This is a genomic window from Ruegeria sp. CDSC025, from assembly GCF_059610805.1.
The window spans coordinates 26,276-42,737 of the sequence record NZ_JBXWOJ010000004.1 but is presented as its reverse complement, the minus strand read 5'-3'; the positions used below and the strand labels follow the sequence as shown (position 1 = coordinate 42,737).

16 protein-coding genes are annotated in these 16,462 nt (G+C 58.2%); 4 read left to right on the top strand and 12 right to left on the bottom strand.

All coding sequences use genetic code 11. The features are described from left to right. Positions 1-2: 2 nt before the first annotated feature. From paaD to AC2FH8_RS07820, 12 genes are all read right to left on the bottom strand, one after another. Positions 3-464 (bottom strand): 1,2-phenylacetyl-CoA epoxidase subunit PaaD, encoded by a 462-nt coding sequence (gene paaD, locus AC2FH8_RS07875; protein WP_496689219.1) that lies wholly within the window; start codon positions 462-464, stop codon positions 3-5. A 5-nt stretch (positions 465-469) separates the two neighbouring features. Then, on the bottom strand, positions 470-1,228 hold the full coding sequence (gene paaC / locus AC2FH8_RS07870; protein ID WP_496689217.1) for a 1,2-phenylacetyl-CoA epoxidase subunit PaaC: 759 nt from the start codon (positions 1,226-1,228) through the stop codon (positions 470-472). After that, positions 1,228-1,512: a 1,2-phenylacetyl-CoA epoxidase subunit PaaB gene (gene paaB / locus AC2FH8_RS07865; protein WP_142639870.1), complete on the bottom strand. Its 285-nt coding sequence runs from the start codon at positions 1,510-1,512 to the stop codon at positions 1,228-1,230. The genes paaC and paaB overlap by 1 nt, the downstream gene beginning before the upstream one ends. 23 nt (positions 1,513-1,535) lie before the next feature. After that, on the bottom strand, positions 1,536-2,513 hold the full coding sequence (paaA, locus tag AC2FH8_RS07860) for a 1,2-phenylacetyl-CoA epoxidase subunit PaaA (protein ID WP_496689215.1): 978 nt from the start codon (positions 2,511-2,513) through the stop codon (positions 1,536-1,538). Between the two features lie 15 nt (positions 2,514-2,528). After that, positions 2,529-3,731: a 3-oxoadipyl-CoA thiolase gene (gene pcaF / locus AC2FH8_RS07855; protein ID WP_282021795.1), complete on the bottom strand. Its 1,203-nt coding sequence runs from the start codon at positions 3,729-3,731 to the stop codon at positions 2,529-2,531. A gap of 202 nt (positions 3,732-3,933) precedes the next feature. Next, positions 3,934-4,749, bottom strand: coding sequence for a PaaX family transcriptional regulator C-terminal domain-containing protein (locus AC2FH8_RS07850; RefSeq protein WP_496689213.1), 816 nt, complete (start codon positions 4,747-4,749; stop codon positions 3,934-3,936). A gap of 49 nt (positions 4,750-4,798) precedes the next feature. Continuing rightward, complete coding sequence (gene paaZ, locus AC2FH8_RS07845; protein ID WP_496689211.1) at positions 4,799-6,829, bottom strand: phenylacetic acid degradation bifunctional protein PaaZ; 2,031 nt, start codon at positions 6,827-6,829, stop codon at positions 4,799-4,801. Positions 6,830-6,935: 106 nt separating this feature from the next. Beyond that, positions 6,936-8,123, bottom strand: a complete 1,188-nt coding sequence (locus tag AC2FH8_RS07840) for a cytochrome P450 (RefSeq protein WP_496689210.1) — start codon at positions 8,121-8,123, stop codon at positions 6,936-6,938. Beyond that, a complete protein-coding gene (locus AC2FH8_RS07835; protein WP_281972857.1) occupies positions 8,123-9,475 on the bottom strand; it encodes a TRAP transporter large permease in 1,353 nt (450 codons plus the stop codon). Before AC2FH8_RS07835 ends, AC2FH8_RS07840 begins: the two co-directional genes overlap by 1 nt. After that, positions 9,472-9,978, bottom strand: coding sequence for a TRAP transporter small permease (locus tag AC2FH8_RS07830; RefSeq protein WP_496689208.1), 507 nt, complete (start codon positions 9,976-9,978; stop codon positions 9,472-9,474). The genes AC2FH8_RS07835 and AC2FH8_RS07830 overlap by 4 nt, the downstream gene beginning before the upstream one ends. 57 nt (positions 9,979-10,035) lie before the next feature. After that, positions 10,036-11,055: a TRAP transporter substrate-binding protein gene (locus AC2FH8_RS07825; protein ID WP_271949076.1), complete on the bottom strand. Its 1,020-nt coding sequence runs from the start codon at positions 11,053-11,055 to the stop codon at positions 10,036-10,038. A gap of 69 nt (positions 11,056-11,124) precedes the next feature. Further along, positions 11,125-13,158, bottom strand: coding sequence for an FAD-dependent oxidoreductase (locus tag AC2FH8_RS07820; protein ID WP_496689206.1), 2,034 nt, complete (start codon positions 13,156-13,158; stop codon positions 11,125-11,127). 103 nt (positions 13,159-13,261) lie between these two features. Between AC2FH8_RS07820 and paaG the strand changes: the two genes are divergently transcribed. Genes paaG through AC2FH8_RS07800 form a run of 4 tightly spaced genes read left to right on the top strand, consistent with a single transcriptional unit; the run spans position 13,262 to position 16,410 of the window. After that, on the top strand, positions 13,262-14,047 hold the full coding sequence (paaG, locus tag AC2FH8_RS07815) for a 2-(1,2-epoxy-1,2-dihydrophenyl)acetyl-CoA isomerase PaaG (protein WP_496689204.1): 786 nt from the start codon (positions 13,262-13,264) through the stop codon (positions 14,045-14,047). Positions 14,048-14,049: 2 nt separating this feature from the next. Next, the gene (paaI, locus tag AC2FH8_RS07810) at positions 14,050-14,475 is read left to right on the top strand and encodes a hydroxyphenylacetyl-CoA thioesterase PaaI (RefSeq protein ID WP_142639944.1); all 426 of its coding nucleotides are present in this window, start codon (positions 14,050-14,052) and stop codon (positions 14,473-14,475) included. 24 nt (positions 14,476-14,499) lie between these two features. After that, positions 14,500-15,810, top strand: coding sequence for a phenylacetate--CoA ligase PaaK (gene paaK, locus AC2FH8_RS07805; protein WP_142639891.1), 1,311 nt, complete (start codon positions 14,500-14,502; stop codon positions 15,808-15,810). Positions 15,811-15,813: 3 nt separating this feature from the next. After that, positions 15,814-16,410 carry a TetR/AcrR family transcriptional regulator gene (locus AC2FH8_RS07800; RefSeq protein ID WP_496689202.1) on the top strand — a complete coding sequence of 199 codons (597 nt, stop codon included), beginning with the start codon at positions 15,814-15,816 and terminating at the stop codon, positions 16,408-16,410. Positions 16,411-16,462 lie beyond the last annotated feature (52 nt).

The following is a 16,462-nucleotide window of genomic DNA, read 5'->3' as shown; positions in this document are numbered from 1 at the left end:
CCTCAGATGCACTTGAAATAGTCAAATGGTTCCAGGCAGTCGGTGCATCGCCAATGCGCCTTGCAAGGCGTCGAACCGAACTGGCTGACCTTCTCGACCGCTTTGCTGCCGCAGCGTGGACAGCGATCCGGGCCGCCTGCCGGTTGCGGCGGGGCAATGCCAAAGTCTTCCAACCGGGCGCGGCCCTTTTCGCTGAGCCAGTCGGTGGTCCAGGCCGGGGCGATGCTGGTTTCGATCTGCACGTCACTGATCCCGCGATCGTGCAAGGCGGTTTCGATATCCAGGCTGATAATGGATGTTGCCGGACAGCCGGAATAGGTTGGAGTGACCGTCACCTTCAACGTCTCGTCCTGCCACTGCACATCGCGCACAATGCCAAGATCGACCACCGAAATCACCGGAATTTCAGGGTCAGGAACAGCATCCAGCCATTCCCAGATTTGTTTGGTCGATGCCCGATCCATCGGCGTTACCAGCTTGCTTCGGGATAGGCGCGTTGCAGCCACTGCATCTGTGTCAACAGATGACCCAGATGTTCCGTATGCATCCGCCCGTCACGCCCACCTTTATGGGCAAACGCGCCTTCCGGGATCGTCAAGGTCGCCTCGGACAGGATCCGCTGCACTAAAGCGTCAAACTCCGCGCGCAGATCCGCGGGGTTCGGCGCAATGCCCGCCGCGACCATCTCGACGTCAACTTCGTCGCTGGTGAACATCTCACCGACATACGGCCACAGGTAGTCCAGAGCCGACTGCATCCGGGCGTGGCTTTCCGCTGTTCCGTCCCCCAGACCAACCACCGTGTCGCCCGAGCGTTCCAGGTGATATGCCACCTCTTTGCTGGCTTTCGCGGCAATGGCCGCGACACGGTCATCCGTAGAGTTGAGCAAGCGTCCCAGCATGATGGAATGCCATGCATCGAACAGGAACTGGCGCATCAGGGTCCGGCCAAAATCCCCATTGGGAACCTCGACCAGCAGCACATTGCGGAAATCCCAGGCATCGCGCAGGAAGGCCAGATCGTCAGCGGTTTTGCCGCCTTGGATTTCCCCCGCCAGACCCAACCACATCTGAGTCTGCCCGATCAGGTCCAAGGCCGTGTTGGCCAGTGCGATATCCTCTTCCAGCACCGGCGCATGGCCGCACCATTCACTGACGCGATGGCCAAGGACCAGGTCGTTATCGCCCATCCGTAGAAGGAATTGTACAAATGCCGCGTCCCGGTCCATCACATGGCCCCCACTTCATCGGGGATGTCGAAAAAGGTCGGGTGACGATAGACCTTGCTTTCGCTGGGCTCGTATAATGGGCCCTTGTCGCTGGGCGAGGAGGCCGAGATATTATTCGCCTCGACCACCCAGATCGACACACCTTCGTTGCGGCGGGTATAGACATCGCGCGCGTTCTTGATGGCCATCTCCGCGTCAGGGGCATGCAACGAGCCGACGTGACGGTGACTCATACCATGCTGACCGCGGATAAAGACTTCCCACAAGGGCCATTCGTTTTTCATCGGGTTTCCTCCTCAGGGTCGACTTATTCGGCAGCCACTGTGCCAGAGCGTTTCTTTTCGGCATGGGCCATCAGCCCGTCGCGCACCCATTTGCCGTCGTCCCAAGCTTGGTTTCGGGCGGCCAGCCGGTCGGTGTTGCAGGGGCCATTGCCACTGATGACATCGAAGAACTCAGACCAGTCGGGTTCTGAGAAATCATAATGGCCGCGATCGTCGTTCCAATTCAGCTTTGGGTCAGGGATGGTCAGGCCCAGATACTCGGCCTGTGGCACAGTCTGATCGACGAATTTCTGACGCAGCTCGTCATTGGTGTTCATCTTAATCTTCCATTTCATCGACTGCGTCGAATGCACCGAGTCCTTGTCGGACGGTCCAAACATCATCAGCGATGGGTACCAAAAGCGGTTCAAAGCGTCCTGCGCCATTCGTTTCTGGTCCGGCGTGCCTTCGGCCATCTTGCGGATGGCGTCATAGCCCTGACGCTGATGAAAGCTCTCTTCTTTGCAGATGCGGATCATGGCGCGTGAATAGGGACCGTAAGACGTGCGCTGCAACGGCACCTGGTTCATGATCGCGGCGCCATCCACCAGCCAGCCAACGGCACCAACATCAGCCCAGTTCAGGGTGGGATAGTTGAAGATGGACGAGTATTTCATGCGCCCGTCCAGCAGCATTTCGGTGATCTCATCCCGGCTGACACCCAGTGTTTCGGCGGCGCAGTAAAGGTACAGACCATGCCCGGCCTCGTCCTGAACTTTTGCCAACAGGATCGCCTTGCGTTCCAGTGTGGGTGCCCGTGTGATCCAGTTCGCCTCGGGCAGTTGCCCAACGATTTCGGAATGGGCGTGCTGGCCGATCTGGCGGATCAGCGTCTTGCGATAGCCTTCGGGCATCCAATCCTTGGGTTCGATCTTTTCGTCAGCGTCTATGCGCGACTGAAAGGCAGCAAGCTTTGCAGGATCTTCCTGTGTCGCCTCGGACTTAACCATCTGAGCATACATGTCCCGTCATCTCCCCTATACGCGTTCAAGAATAAGCGCTGCGCCCTGACCGACGCCGACACACATGGTGCACAGCGCGTATCGCCCGCCCGTGCGCCGCAACTGATAGGCCGCGGTCATAACCAACCTTGCGCCGGACATGCCCAACGGGTGGCCAATGGCAATCGCGCCCCCATTCGGGTTCACCTGTGGCGCGTCGTCTGGCAGACCCAGTTCGCGCAGTGTCGCCAGACCCTGGGACGCGAAGGCCTCATTCAACTCTATCACGTCCATTTGCTCGATGCTCAGCCCGGCGCGAGCCAAAACTTTGCGGCTAGCCGGAACCGGGCCAATGCCCATGACACGCGGCTCAACCCCTGCGACAGACATGCCCACGACCCGGGCCATCGGGGTCAGGCCGTTCTTTGACGCTGCCGCCTCATTGGCCATCAAAATGGCCGCAGCGCCGTCATTGACGCCCGAGGCGTTGCCAGCGGTCACCGTCTTATCCGGCCCGTTGACACCTTTAAGACCGGACAGTTTGTCCACGGTCACATCCGGGCGCGGATGTTCATCCGTATCGACAATGATCGGATCGCCCTTGCGTTGCGGGATCGTGACCGGGGTGATTTCATCCCGGAACAGACCTGCCTCGTGCGCGGCGGCCCATCGGGCCTGACTGCGCGCCGCAAAAGCATCTTGGTCATCGCGGCTGATACCAAAGTCTTCGGCCACATTGTCGGCCGTTTGCGGCATCGAGTCGATGCCATAGGCCTGTTTCATCTTCGGGTTCACAAAGCGCCAACCGATTGTGGTGTCATAGACCGCATTGCTGCGGGTAAAGGCCGAGGTCGCCTTGGGCATCACAAAGGGCGCGCGCGACATGCTTTCGACACCGCCGGCCACAGCCAGATCATAATCGCCCGCCTTGATGCCCCGCGCTGCCATTCCAACCGCATCCATTCCACTGGCGCACAATCGGTTCACTGTTGTTCCAGGCACATCAACCGGCAATCCAGCCAACAAGGCCGCCATCCGCGCCACATTGCGGTTGCTTTCACCCGCCTGATTGGCATCGCCATAGATCACATCATCAACGCTGGCCCAATCAACCTGCGGGTTGCGCTCTTTCAGGGCGGCCAATGGAATCGCGGCCAGATCATCTGTCCTGACTGACGACAAAGCCCCCCCATATCGCCCAATCGGAGTGCGCGTCGCGTCGCAAATGAATGCGTCCATCACTTAATTCTCCTGTAGGTGCTGATCCGTATCATTGACCGCATGGTCGGTTTTTAGGGCGTCCATCGATTCGAGGCAAGCTTAATGTTACGAGTTCTTTTTCTTTTTTAGCTTTTCTGTAACATTTGGCGCGAGAGAAACGCCGCAATAATCGCCGAATGACCAGCATCGGGCGGATCAGATAGGTGACGCTAAAGAAAACCTAGCTGTCCAGCTCGGCTTCCAAGGATTCCAAATCAGGGCGCGGCAGTTTTTCCAACAACTGAGATACAGCCGCCCGGCATGTAGGGCCTTTCCAGTCAGCGGGCAGAAACGCTGCAGGAAAGGCGGGATGGCGCAGAACAATACGGCGCCAATTATGCACGATCAGGACACGCAGAATGGCCGTCTTCATCGGGTCGCCCGCCCCCTCAGATGGCATCTCTTGGTCGATGATCTGTGTCGATCTCAAGAACTGATCATAGGCGGTTTTCAACGCCTCTGGCCCGCAGAGATCCCGAAGCCAGCCAGGAACAGAGATAGCGCTGCTTTCCACGCCCATCAGCTCTTCAAGACCCGCCGGAACCTGACCCGGAGCCATCGACGTTGCGGGATTGAGAGAGATGTAGTCCCCAGTCAGCATCAGGTCAGCCAATTCTTTGCGCGATGAGTCCGAATTGCTGGCGATAAGTACATGCCAGAGGCCGGGTTCCGGCGCTTCCTTGGCATAGATACGCGGTGCGGCGGTCACACTCTGATGACGGCCAAACGCGGTCAGGCGGTGAAAGCTGCTGCGCCCTTTGCGGGTGCTTTCAATCCAGCCATCCTTGCGCAGCCGATGCAGGGCAACACGCGTGGCTTCGGCCTTGATCCCGGCAAGGCTGGTCAGTGCGGTGATCACCGCACCACTTATCTGATCTGTTTCTTCCTGCGCCAGATCACCGAATATCGTCACCAGCACGGACCACACCCGTTGCGTACCCTCAGCGGTCAGATGGCTAACGCAGGTTTCAAACCAATCGGGGGCTGAATCTTTCATGCAGCAAGTATAATCGGGCCAGATCGAATTACCATCCGGCCCAAGAATCTTAGTAGGCCACCATGGTCAGCAGCTCATATTCGGCCACAGGCTCATCATCTTGCTGGGTCAGGGTGACATGCCAGCGCACCTCGCCATATTCATCATTGCGGCGGGTTTTCTTTTTAACCGTCAGGCGCACCTTGATGCTGTCGCCTGCCTCTACCGGTTTCATAAAGCGCAGGTTATCGAGCCCAGTATTGGCCAGGACCGGCCCCTCGTTCGGTTCCACAAAAAGACCCGCCGCGAATGACAGCAAAAGATATCCATGCGCGACCCGGCCCGGAAAGAACGGGTTACGCTCAGCTGCGGCCTGATCCATATGGGCATAGAAGGTGTCGCCGGTGAATTCGGCGAAATGTTCAATGTCTTCCATGGTCACGGTCCGCGGTGCGGTGTGGATCGTCTCACCAATGGCCAGATCGTGATAGCGGCGTGTAAATGGATGGGCTGGCGCATTGATCTCGGCTGCACCCGGCACCCATCTCTCGCCAATAGCTGTCAATATGTCCGGCGATCCTTGAATCGCCGTACGTTGCATATAATGCATCACACCGCGTACACCGCCCATTTCCTCGCCACCGCCAGCACGGCCGGGACCGCCATGGACCATATGCGGTAAAGGAGAGCCATGGCCTGTGGATTCTTTCATCGAGTCTCGGTTGTTGAAATAGAGCCGCCCATGATAGGCCCCTGCCCCCATAACAAATTTGCGGGCAACATCAGCATCATGTGTGATGACTGAGGCCACCAGAGACCCCTGCCCTCTGTTCGCCAGCTCAATCGCGTGGTCGGTATCGCGATAGCCCATGATTGTACTGACGGGCCCAAAGGCTTCGGTATCATGCACACGTAGCGCGGCATCGGGATCGCTGCAATGGAACAGCATCGGTGGCAGAAAGGCGCCCTTATCTGCATCGGCCCCATCGACCACGAAGTCGTCCGGGTTGCCAAAGACGCACTCGGCCTCGTGCCCTATAATCACGGCCTTCTCCAAAACATCGCGCTTCTGACTGGCCGAGACCAGCGCACCCATTCGGGTGGTTTCCAGTTTCGGATCCCCGATGGTGGTCTTTGCCAAACGCGCGGACAGCGCCTCAATCACGGCCTGCACATGCGGCTCGGGCGCGATGATCCTGCGGATGGCAGTGCATTTCTGACCCGCCTTGGTGGTCATCTCGCGCTGAACCTCTTTGACGAACAGATCGAATTCGGGCGTTCCCGGCGCGGCATCAGGGCCCAGGACCGAGCAGTTCAAGCTGTCCTGCTCCGCCACGAACCGGACCGAATTCTCCAGGATTACGGGGTTCGCGCGCAGCTTCAGCGCCGTATCCGCCGAGCCTGTAAAGCTGACCACATCCTGCATGGTCAGGCGATCGAGCATGTCGCCCAGCCCGCCTGACACCAGTTGCAATGCACCGTTGGGCAATATGCCCGACTCGAGCATCAGCCGAACGCACAGCTCGGTCACATAGCAGGAATTTGTGGCCGGTTTGACGATAGCCGGAACCCCCGCCAGAAGAGTCGGAGCCAGCTTTTCCAGCATGCCCCAGACCGGAAAGTTGAAAGCGTTGATATGGATCGCAACACCTTTCAACGGGGTGCAGATATGTTGCCCCAGAAAGGTGCCATTGCGCGAAAGCTGCTCGACCTCGCCGTCGAGATAGACATGCCCGTCCGGCATCTCGCGCCGCCCTTTTGAGGCAAAGACGAACATCGTGCCAATACCGCCGTCAATGTCGATCAGATGATCCGCCTGGGTTGCGCCGGTATTGAAGGACAGATCGTACATCGCCTGCTTGTGCTTGCCCAGATGAACAGACAGCGCCTTGAGCATCTTGGCCCGCTGGTGAAACGTCATCTTACGCAGCGCAGGACCACCAACATTGCGCGCATGATCCAGCATTCCCTGAACGTCCAAGGCGTTGTTTCCGGCTGTTGCGATCACCTCTCCCGTCACCGCGCTTGCGATGTTGCGGGCACCTGCCCCCGGCGCAATCCACTCGCCCGCAGCAAAACTGGAAATCTGTTGGATCGTCATAGGTTTCTCCTTACTCGCGGCAGGGCTAGCGCGCGGGGCATTTGCGATATCTTATTATTAACCGTACGGTCGGTCAATAAATTTCAGAACAAGCAGCACGGCTAGTTCAAACCTGCGCGGGCAGGTGGGCGAACCCCCGAAACCGGATACGCCCCCCACGCTGAGCACTTTCCGTGATCTGGTAATCAGGGAACCGGTTCAAAAACCGGCTAACGGCAACCCGACCTTCCATCCGGGCCAAGGTCAAACCAACGCAAGTATGCGGCCCGCCCGCAAACGCGTGGTGCTTGTTGGGACGGCGATCCAACATCATGTCATCGGGGAAATCAAATTGTCGCGGATCGCGGTTGGCCGCGCCGATGCAAAGATGCAGATCGGTTCCTGCTGGAATGACATGTCCGTGAAATTCCACCTCTTCAGTGGTCAGGCGATTGCCGAACTGGTTCGGGCTTTCCAGACGCAAAAACTCGTCCACTGCGGTAGAAATCAGGTCTGGATTAACCAACAGCTCGGTCCGCTTATCCCTGTGGCGGTCCAACAGATCCAAAGCGTTGCCTATCAGGTTTGTCGTGGTCTCATGCCCGGCATTCAGAATGAAGATGCAGTTCTGGTACAGTTCAACCTCGGTCAGGCCGCCCTCGGTGTCATCCTGTATCAACCGGGTCAATACATCGGTCTCCGGGTTGCCCGGATTGGCCCTGCGGTCGTCGATGATATCGCGCAGAAAGGCTTTGAACTCGCGGACTGCGCGGTTGCCCCAATCTTCCTGCTCGGGCGTCAGCTGCGGTTCCAACGCCCCGAGAATGGCCAAGGACCACTCACGCAACGGCTCGCGCTCGGACCGAGGGATGCCCAGCAGGTTGCCGATGATTTCGATCGGGATCGCCCCGGCAAAATCCTCGATCAATTCAACTGTGCCCTTGGCCTGCATTTGATCCAACAGCGCGTCGACAAGTTCGATCAGACCCGGCTCCATCTGCGCCAAAGCGCGCGGGTTCATCGCGCCGACCATCACCTTGCGGACACGCGAGTGCAAGGGCGGATCATTGAACACAAGACTGGTGGTGTGATGTTCAAACAATGGGCTATCCACCCCGTATTTGGGGCCAAACACGGCCTTCTTGTCCGAAATGAATCGCGTTGTGTCCCGATAGATGATGTCCAGATCCTGATGTCGTGACAGGATCACCGACCCATCGGGTTGCAGGCAGACGGGCGTATCTTCACGCAGCGCCCTATAGGTAGGATAGGGATCATCGTGGAACCCGTCAGGCAGCTTGGTCAGCGCAAACATCAGTGGCCCATCGCCCCCATCTGTTCCGGCAGAACCAGCACAAGCCAGGGCACCAGAACGATCAGGGCCAGCCGAAAGATATCTGCGATCCAGAACGGTGTTACCCCCCTGAAGATCGTCCCAGTCGACACATCCCCGACCACACCCTTCAGAATGAACACGTTCAGCCCCACGGGCGGGGTGATCAGGCTGATTTCGGTGACGACGACCACAACAATGCCGAACCAGATCGGGTCATATCCCAGCGATGTGACCAGAGGAAAAAAGATCGGCACGGTCAGCAGTAGCATCGACAGGGATTCAAAAACACACCCCAAAATGATGTAGATGCCAAGGATCATCAGGATCACCACAAAGGGCGCAACGTCATACGCTGTGACCATGGCGATCAGCGCTTCGGGCAAACCGGCGAGGTTGATGAAGTTCGAAAATATCTGCGCCCCGATCAGGACCGAGAACAGGGCCGCAGCGGTCGCGGTGGTTTCCTTCAAAACCTCGAATGTTGAACCCAGGCTAAGCCCGCCGCGCGACAAGGCAATCAAAAAGGCGCCCATGGCCCCCATCCCTGCCGCCTCGGTCGGGCTGAAGGTCAGGTTCAGCGGTTGAAAATCGAAGGCACCATAAAGCCCGCCAATGACCAGAAAGAACAGCAGCAACACGGCCCAGACCGAGCGCAAGGCCCTCAGGCGCTCGACCCAACCGTGGCGTTCGCCTGCCGGTCCCGCCTCTGGTTTGCGCCAGACGGTCCAGCGCACCGCGAGAAGATAAAAAAGAATGCCAAGCACACCGGGGATAATGCCCGCAACAAACAGTTTGCCAATCGAGGTTTCCGTCAGCAGGCCATAAATGACCAGGATCACCGAGGGCGGGATCAGGATGCCAAGCGTGCCACCCGCTGCAATCGACGCAGTCGAAAGCTCATCCGCATAACCATACCGGCGCATTTCCGGCATCGCGACCTTGGACATGGTGGCCGCGGTCGCCAGAGACGATCCGCAAATTGCCGAGAACCCGCCGCAGGCCGCGACAGTCGCCATGGCGATGCCGCCCCGGAAATGGCCGAGAAATGCATTGGATACCGCATAAAGCTCGCGCGCGAGCCCGCCTTTGTTCACGAACAGGCCCATCAGGATGAACAGAGGCACCACCGACAATCCGTAATCCTGTGCCGTATCGGTGATCTGGCGACCCACCATCGACATCGCCGCCTTCAAGCCGCGCTCCGAAAAGATGCTGCCGCCACGTTCGTAGGCGAACCCAAGCGTACCAACCAGACCCATCGCGAAGACGATAGGCAGACGCACCAGTACAAGCACCAGAACAAGGGCAAAACCGATAAGTGCGGCGGTCATTGAGAGGTCTCCGACAAGGATTGGGGGGAGAAGATAGTAATTAGGCCCGTGACAATCATCGCCATGGCCGTGATCGCAGTGAACCCGGCGATGAACCAGCCGACATAGAATACCGGGATCGATAGGTATTCAGTCACATCACCATAGTCCCGTGCGCGCTCGGCAAGAATCCAGACGCGTTTGATCGGCCAGATGAGCATCACGCCCGACACAATATATACAACAGCGTCACGTGCTCGGCTCAGCCGCAAGCGGGAAAATACTCCGTCCGTCAGGTCGACGGCGATCTGACCCTTTCCGGCTGAGATCATCGGCAGAACCGAAAACACCATGATCGCCATGAGAATACGTGTCAGCTCAGTCGCTGCCTCAATCGGGGCGTTCAAGACAGACCGCAGTATGACGTCAAAAAAGGTCATCACCATCAGGATGAACAGCGCGATACAGGCCAGCAGCGTCGGAGCGATGCTGACGCGACGCGCAAAAGTCACGAGAGATTGCATGATTGGGTCCCGGCTGGTGAATATGGCTGGCGAAGAGACCCCGCCAGCCGGACTGCGTTACTGGGCAGCCATTTCATTTACGATCATGTCATAGGCCGCCTGTGCGTCAACACCGGTGCCGTTGACCTCGTCAATCACCTTGGCGCGGACATCAACGGCGATCGCGTTGAACTTTTCCAGATCTTCCGCCGAGGCCGCGTTGATTGCGTTGCCCTCAGTGGCTTCGGTCGCCTCGCGGCCGATCCCGTCGATCTCGTCCCAGATCTTGCCGATTTCGCGGCTCAGCGGTTCACCGAACACATTCTCCTCCAGCGCCTGTTGCAGCTCAGGGGGCAGGTCGGCAAACGTTTCTTCGTTCATGATAAAGGCGAACGACCCGCGATACAGACCGCCCGGAACTTCGTAAACGTTCTGGGCAACCTCGGTCAGCTTAAAACCCTTGCGGGATTCAAACGGCATGACAACGCCATCGGCTGCTTTCGAAGCAAGGGTTTCATAGACCTTCGGTGCAGGCACCTGGATGCCGGTCGCGCCAAGCGCTGTGCCGACGTCACCGCCAACCCCACCCGGGATACGGACCTTGAGGCCCGACACTTCATCCAGCGTGGTCACCGCGCTGCTGGAATGCAGCTGCGCCGGACCATGGGTATGCAGGGCGATCACTTTCACGCCGCGATGCTCGTCCGCGGCCTTGAGATGCGCGTCATAGGTGCGCCAATATGCAACCGATGCGGCCTCCGCCGAGCCTTCATATCCGGGCAGTTCTATCATCTTTGTGGTGACAAAGCGCCCCGGCTGGTAGCCGTGGAAAATGATCGAGGCATCCGCCGCGCCATCCATGATCAGATCCATCTGTGCTGGTGGCGGCGCGATGCCCAACTTCAGTTCGGCGGTGACCTGACCGTCTGTGGCCTCTTCAACCATTTCCACGAATTTTGGCCACATCTTCGCGTTGATACCGTGGGTCGGCGGTGCCCAGCTGGATATGGTCAGCGTATAATCTGCGGCCAGCGCCACGGTGCCCGAAACGGCCAAGGCGGCTGAGGCCAATAGCGTGCTCAAACTGTTGAATTTCATGGTTTTGTCTCCTCCCTCTGAAACATACATTGAATCTGCGTTAATAGTCCGTTTTGTAACCATCAATAGTCATGGTGATGTGGTCTGCCTCGCAATCCTCCAAGACCCGGGGCTTTCAGAGGCGACGGTCTCCATTATTTCCCGCGACAGCTGCGCCCCAATTTCATCTCGATAGTTCATCGGCCCCCCGCGCCAGCGCGGGAATCCGTAGCCATGGATCTGGACCATATCCACGGCCATCGCGTTTTCGGCGATACCCTCTTCGATGATCAATGCGCCCTCATTCGCAAGTACCGCCATCAAGCGCGACGAAATCTCGGTGCTCGCAAACGCGCGCCGGGTGATGCCATGTTCAGCCGAGTTGGCTTCGATCAAAGCCTCGACCTGTGTATCACGGATCGGCGTACGGTCGCCGTCATCATAACTATACCAGCCTTTTCCGGACCGCTGCCCGAAACGCTCCATCTCGCAAAGCTGGTCGGCCACAGAGACATAGCGCTCATCCGGTGGGCGTGTTGCGGCATTGCGCTTGCGATTGGCCCATGAGATCTGAAGACCGGTCAGATCCTGCAATTCGTACGGACCCATGGGCATACCAAAGTCGCGCATGGCCTGATCCACTTGATAAGGCAGCGCACCATCTGCCAGAAGATAATCAGCCTCGCGCCGATAGGCGGCCAGCATGCGATTGCCGATAAAGCCATCGCAAATACCTGATAGGACCGCCACTTTGCCCAGCTTTTTGCCAAACGCAAATCCGGTGGCGATGACCTCTGGGTCCGAATGCCCGGTATGTACGATTTCAAGCAGTTTCATGACATGGGCTGGGCTGAAGAAATGTAGACCTATACAGCGGGCCGGACTGTCGATACCGGCGAAAATCTGGTTTGGATCCAGATAAGATGTGTTGGTGGCAAGAATTGCGTTTGTGTCCATATGCCGGGTGAGTTCCGCGAAAACCTGCTGTTTGACAGATATGTCCTCAAACACCGCCTCAATGGCCAGTTGCGCATCCCGTGCGTCGGCATAGCTGTCAACGGCGCGAAAGGCGCTCAGACGGCTCTGCATCTGCGCCTCAGTCAGCTTTCCCCGTTTGGCAGCGCCTTCGAGCAGACCCTTAACACGCCCAAAGGCCGCCGCGGCGGCTTCGGCGTTCTGCTCAATCAACGTGACAGAAAACCCCCCATTCAGGGCGGCGGTTGCAATCCCGGCCCCCATCAGACCGCCGCCGACCACCGCGATACGGCTGATGTCGCGCGGGGTTACGCCTCTGATCAAAGAAGGTTTGGACACGCTCCGTTCGGCAAAGAAAGCATGGCGAAGGGCTCGGCTTTCGGCACCTTGGCGCAGGGCCAAATGGCGGACGCGCTCTTTTGGCAAGGCATCGGCAAAGGGTTCGGTCGCCCACCCCAATGCCGTCAGATTTTCCAGCGGAGACTGCTGACCCTTTGACCGTTTCAAAAGTTCCGCGCGCGAAACCTCGATCAGGTCCGGTGCAAAGCTGGTGAGGCTACGCTGACTGACTGGCACTGGTCGCTGCGGCAGTTCGGCCGCAAAGGCCTCAACGGCAGCCTCAGGCTGTTCAGCGACAAGATCAAGGCCACCCAGCCCTAGTAACGTTTCTGCAGTCAGGATCTCTCCCCGGCAGGCCATGTCAATCGCGGCCTCCATCCCCACAAGACGGGGAATACGCTGGGTGCCCCCTGCCCCGGGGATCAGGCCGACATTGACCTCTGGCAGACCAAATCTGGTGCCCGACGCGGCAATGCGCCAAGCGCAAGCCATGGCAATCTCGAACCCGCCGCCCAGAACAGTACCGTGCATGCAGGCGATAAAGGGAACTTCACTGTCTTCGATCATCTGTACTACGTCAGGCAGATGTGGCTCAACCGGTGGGGCGTCGAACTCAGACATATCGCCACCGGCAACAAAGGTTTTACCCGCACATCGCAGGACAGCCACGCGCGCGCCTTTGATGGCACCTACCGCGTCGGCCAACCCCTGACGCACCGCAGCGGATGTCGCGTTCACTGGCGGATTGTTGATCGTTACCCAGGCAACGTCACCCTTCCGCTCAACGCTCACCATCGGCGATTTTGCCATAACCCATCCCTTTGATTTGCTCAGATTCGGCTTGCGTTTATATATTGACCAACCGTTCGGTTAATGCAATCATAAAGTTGAAACGATACCGGCCGAGGCAGTGATGAGCGATACGATTCTTGTAGAAAATCACGGGAACTGGGTCGAGATTACGTTGAACCGTCCAGACAAGCTGAATTCGTTCAACGAAGACATGCATCATGCGCTTCAGGCTGCCTTGAATTCCGCGCGCGATACAGGCGCGCGGGCAGTGCTGCTGACGGGCGCCGGGCGTGGCTTTTGTGCCGGCCAGGACCTTGGCGACCGCGATCCGTCGAAAATGGACGGGCCGCCGGATCTGGGCAAGACCGTCCGCAGTTTCTATGCCCCTTTGGTGCGGCTGATCCGGTCGCTGAACTTCCCTATCATCTGCGCGGTGAATGGTGTCGCTGCCGGCGCCGGGGCCAATCTGGCACTGGCCTGCGACATGGTTCTGGCAGCGGAAAGCGCGAAATTCATCCAGAGCTTTTCTAAGGTCGGCCTGATACCGGACACTGGCGGCAGCTGGCACCTGCCCCGCCTTTTGGGCGAGGCGCGCGCCAAAGGGCTGGCCTTTACCGCACACCCCCTGCCCGCCAAACAGGCCGAAGACTGGGGCCTGATCTGGAAAGCCATACCCGACGATCAGCTATTAGCAGAGGCTCGTACGCTGGCTGATCAACTGGCCAATGGCCCGACCCTTGGGTTGGGCAAGACCAAACACTGTATCCAAGCAGCGGCGACGACCTCTTTGTCTGATCATCTGGAACTCGAGGCTGATGCGATGAAAATCTGCGGCGAAAGCGCGGATTATGCCGAGGGCGTGTCCAGCTTTCTTGAAAAGCGCGCGCCCAATTTTCAGGGTAAATGACGATGACACCAAAGGAACGTGCCAGCAAATCAGCCGCTGCGATGTGGGCGAGTGACGAAGCCAGCAAATGGTTTGGCATGGAGCTTGTCGAAGTGGACGAAGGCTGCGCAGTTCTGGCGCTGACCGTCGTTGCGCATCACTGTAATGGGCACGGCATGTGCCATGGCGGCGTGACCCATGCCCTGGCCGACAGCGCCTTCGCCTTTGCCTGCAACAGCCGTAATCACGCGACCGTTGGCCAGCACACGATGATGAGCTATCTCGCCCCCGGCAAGCTGGGGGATCGCCTGACGGCCACCGCGACCGAGGTCTCGGTTACGGGTCGCAGCGGCATCTATGACGTGCGCGTCACCAATCAAGACAGCAACGTGGTCGCCGAATTCCGCGGCATGTCCCGCGCGATTGGTGGCACGAATTTTCAAGAATAGCTTCGCGACCGAAGGAGTAACGCGATGGAGGACCTGTCCCCTAACAAAGCTGACCTGGACCCGATCGAGATCGCCTCGGTTGACGAAATCCGCGCCACTCAGTTGGAGCGTCTGAAATGGTCCCTGCGTCACGCTTACGAAAACGTGCCGATATACACCCAGCGCTTCGACGATGCCGGCGTGCATCCAGATGACCTGCAACAGTTATCTGACCTTTCGAAATTTCCCTTCACCTACAAGAACGACCTGCGTGACAACTACCCGTTCGGCATGTTCGCCGTGCCGCGCAGCCAATTGGTTCGGCTGCACGCCTCATCCGGGACAACCGGCAAGCCAACCGTTGTGGGCTATACCAAAGGCGATATCGACAACTGGGCCGATCTGGGTGCTCGGTCGCTGCGGGCCGCAGGTCTGCGCAAGGGCGATATCGTGCATAACGCTTATGGCTATGGCCTGTTCACCGGGGGTCTGGGCGCGCATTACGGCATCGAACGTCTAGAGGCGACCGTGGTTCCGATGGGTGGCGGGCAAACCGAAAAACAAGTTGGTTTAATCACAGATTTTCAACCCGATGGGATCATGGTGACCCCATCCTACATGCTCAACATCCTCGAACAATTTCATAAGGTGGGCCTTGATCCGCGCGAAAGCTCTCTGAAGGTTGGTATCTTCGGCGCGGAGCCCTGGACCGACGCGATGCGCTCGGAAATCGAGGCTGCATTCGACATGCACGCGGTCGACATCTATGGCCTGTCGGAAATCATGGGGCCCGGCGTTGCCAGCGAATGCGTCGAAACCAAGGATGGCCCTGTGATCTGGGAAGATCACTTTCTGCCAGAAATCATCGACCCCGCCACCGGCGAAGTACTGCCCGACGGTGAAACTGGTGAGCTGGTCTTTACCACCCTGACCAAAGAAGGGCTGCCGATGATCCGCTATCGCACGCGCGATCTGACCTGCCTGCTGCCCGGAACGGCCCGTTCCATGCGTCGCATGGCCAAGATCACCGGCCGCAGCGACGACATGATGATCCTGCGCGGCGTCAATGTCTTTCCCAGCCAGATCGAGGAACAGGTCATGGCGACCGGAGGCCTTGCGCCTTATTACCAGGTCGAGCTGTATAAATCCGGCCGGATGGATGCCATGCGGGTCTTTGTCGAAGCCTCTCCGGGATCTACCGATGAAATGTCCAAGACGGCGGCCGCCCGAATGCTGACCAAACGCATCAAGGACATCGTTGGAGTTTCAACTGAAATTGTTGTAGGTGAGCCGGGCGACGTCGAACGCTCTCAGGGCAAGGCGAAGCGCGTCATCGACAACCGCGATAAGGATTAAGCCTTGGCCCGGACAATCGCAAAAGACCACGACCAAAAGCGGGAACAAATCCTGAAAACGGCAGCCAAAGTGTTTGCCGACCAGGGGTTTGATCGCGCCTCGATGACCCTTTTGGCCAATGAGTGCGGAATCTCCAAGGCGAACATTTACCACTATTACGACAGTAAGGATGCCATCCTGTATGACATCCTCGAAACCTATCTGCGCGAGCTGCGCGACCGCATTTGCGAGGTCGATTTGGCGGGTCTTACACCCGAGCAAAAGCTGCGAAAGACCGTGCGTGAGATCCTGTTCGCTTATCAGGGTGCGGATGATGAACATCGGGTGCAGATCAGTGGCATGAACGCCCTGCGCGACGATCAGCAAAAGCTCTTACGAGGGTATCAGCTGGATCTAGTGAATTTCGTCCGGGACATCCTGAAAGACCTGTCTCCGGACTCGTTTGGCGATGACAAGGACAAGCTGCGCGGTGCCACGATGTCAGTTTTTGGCATGCTGAACTGGTATTATATGTGGAACACAGGCGCAGGCACCAAAGCACGTGAGGATTACGCTGATCTGGTCAGCACCCTAACGCTCCACGGAATACGCAAACTCTAGACCCAGGACGGGCCGCTTCGCAGGACAGTTGCCTAACAGAATAATTTTGGCT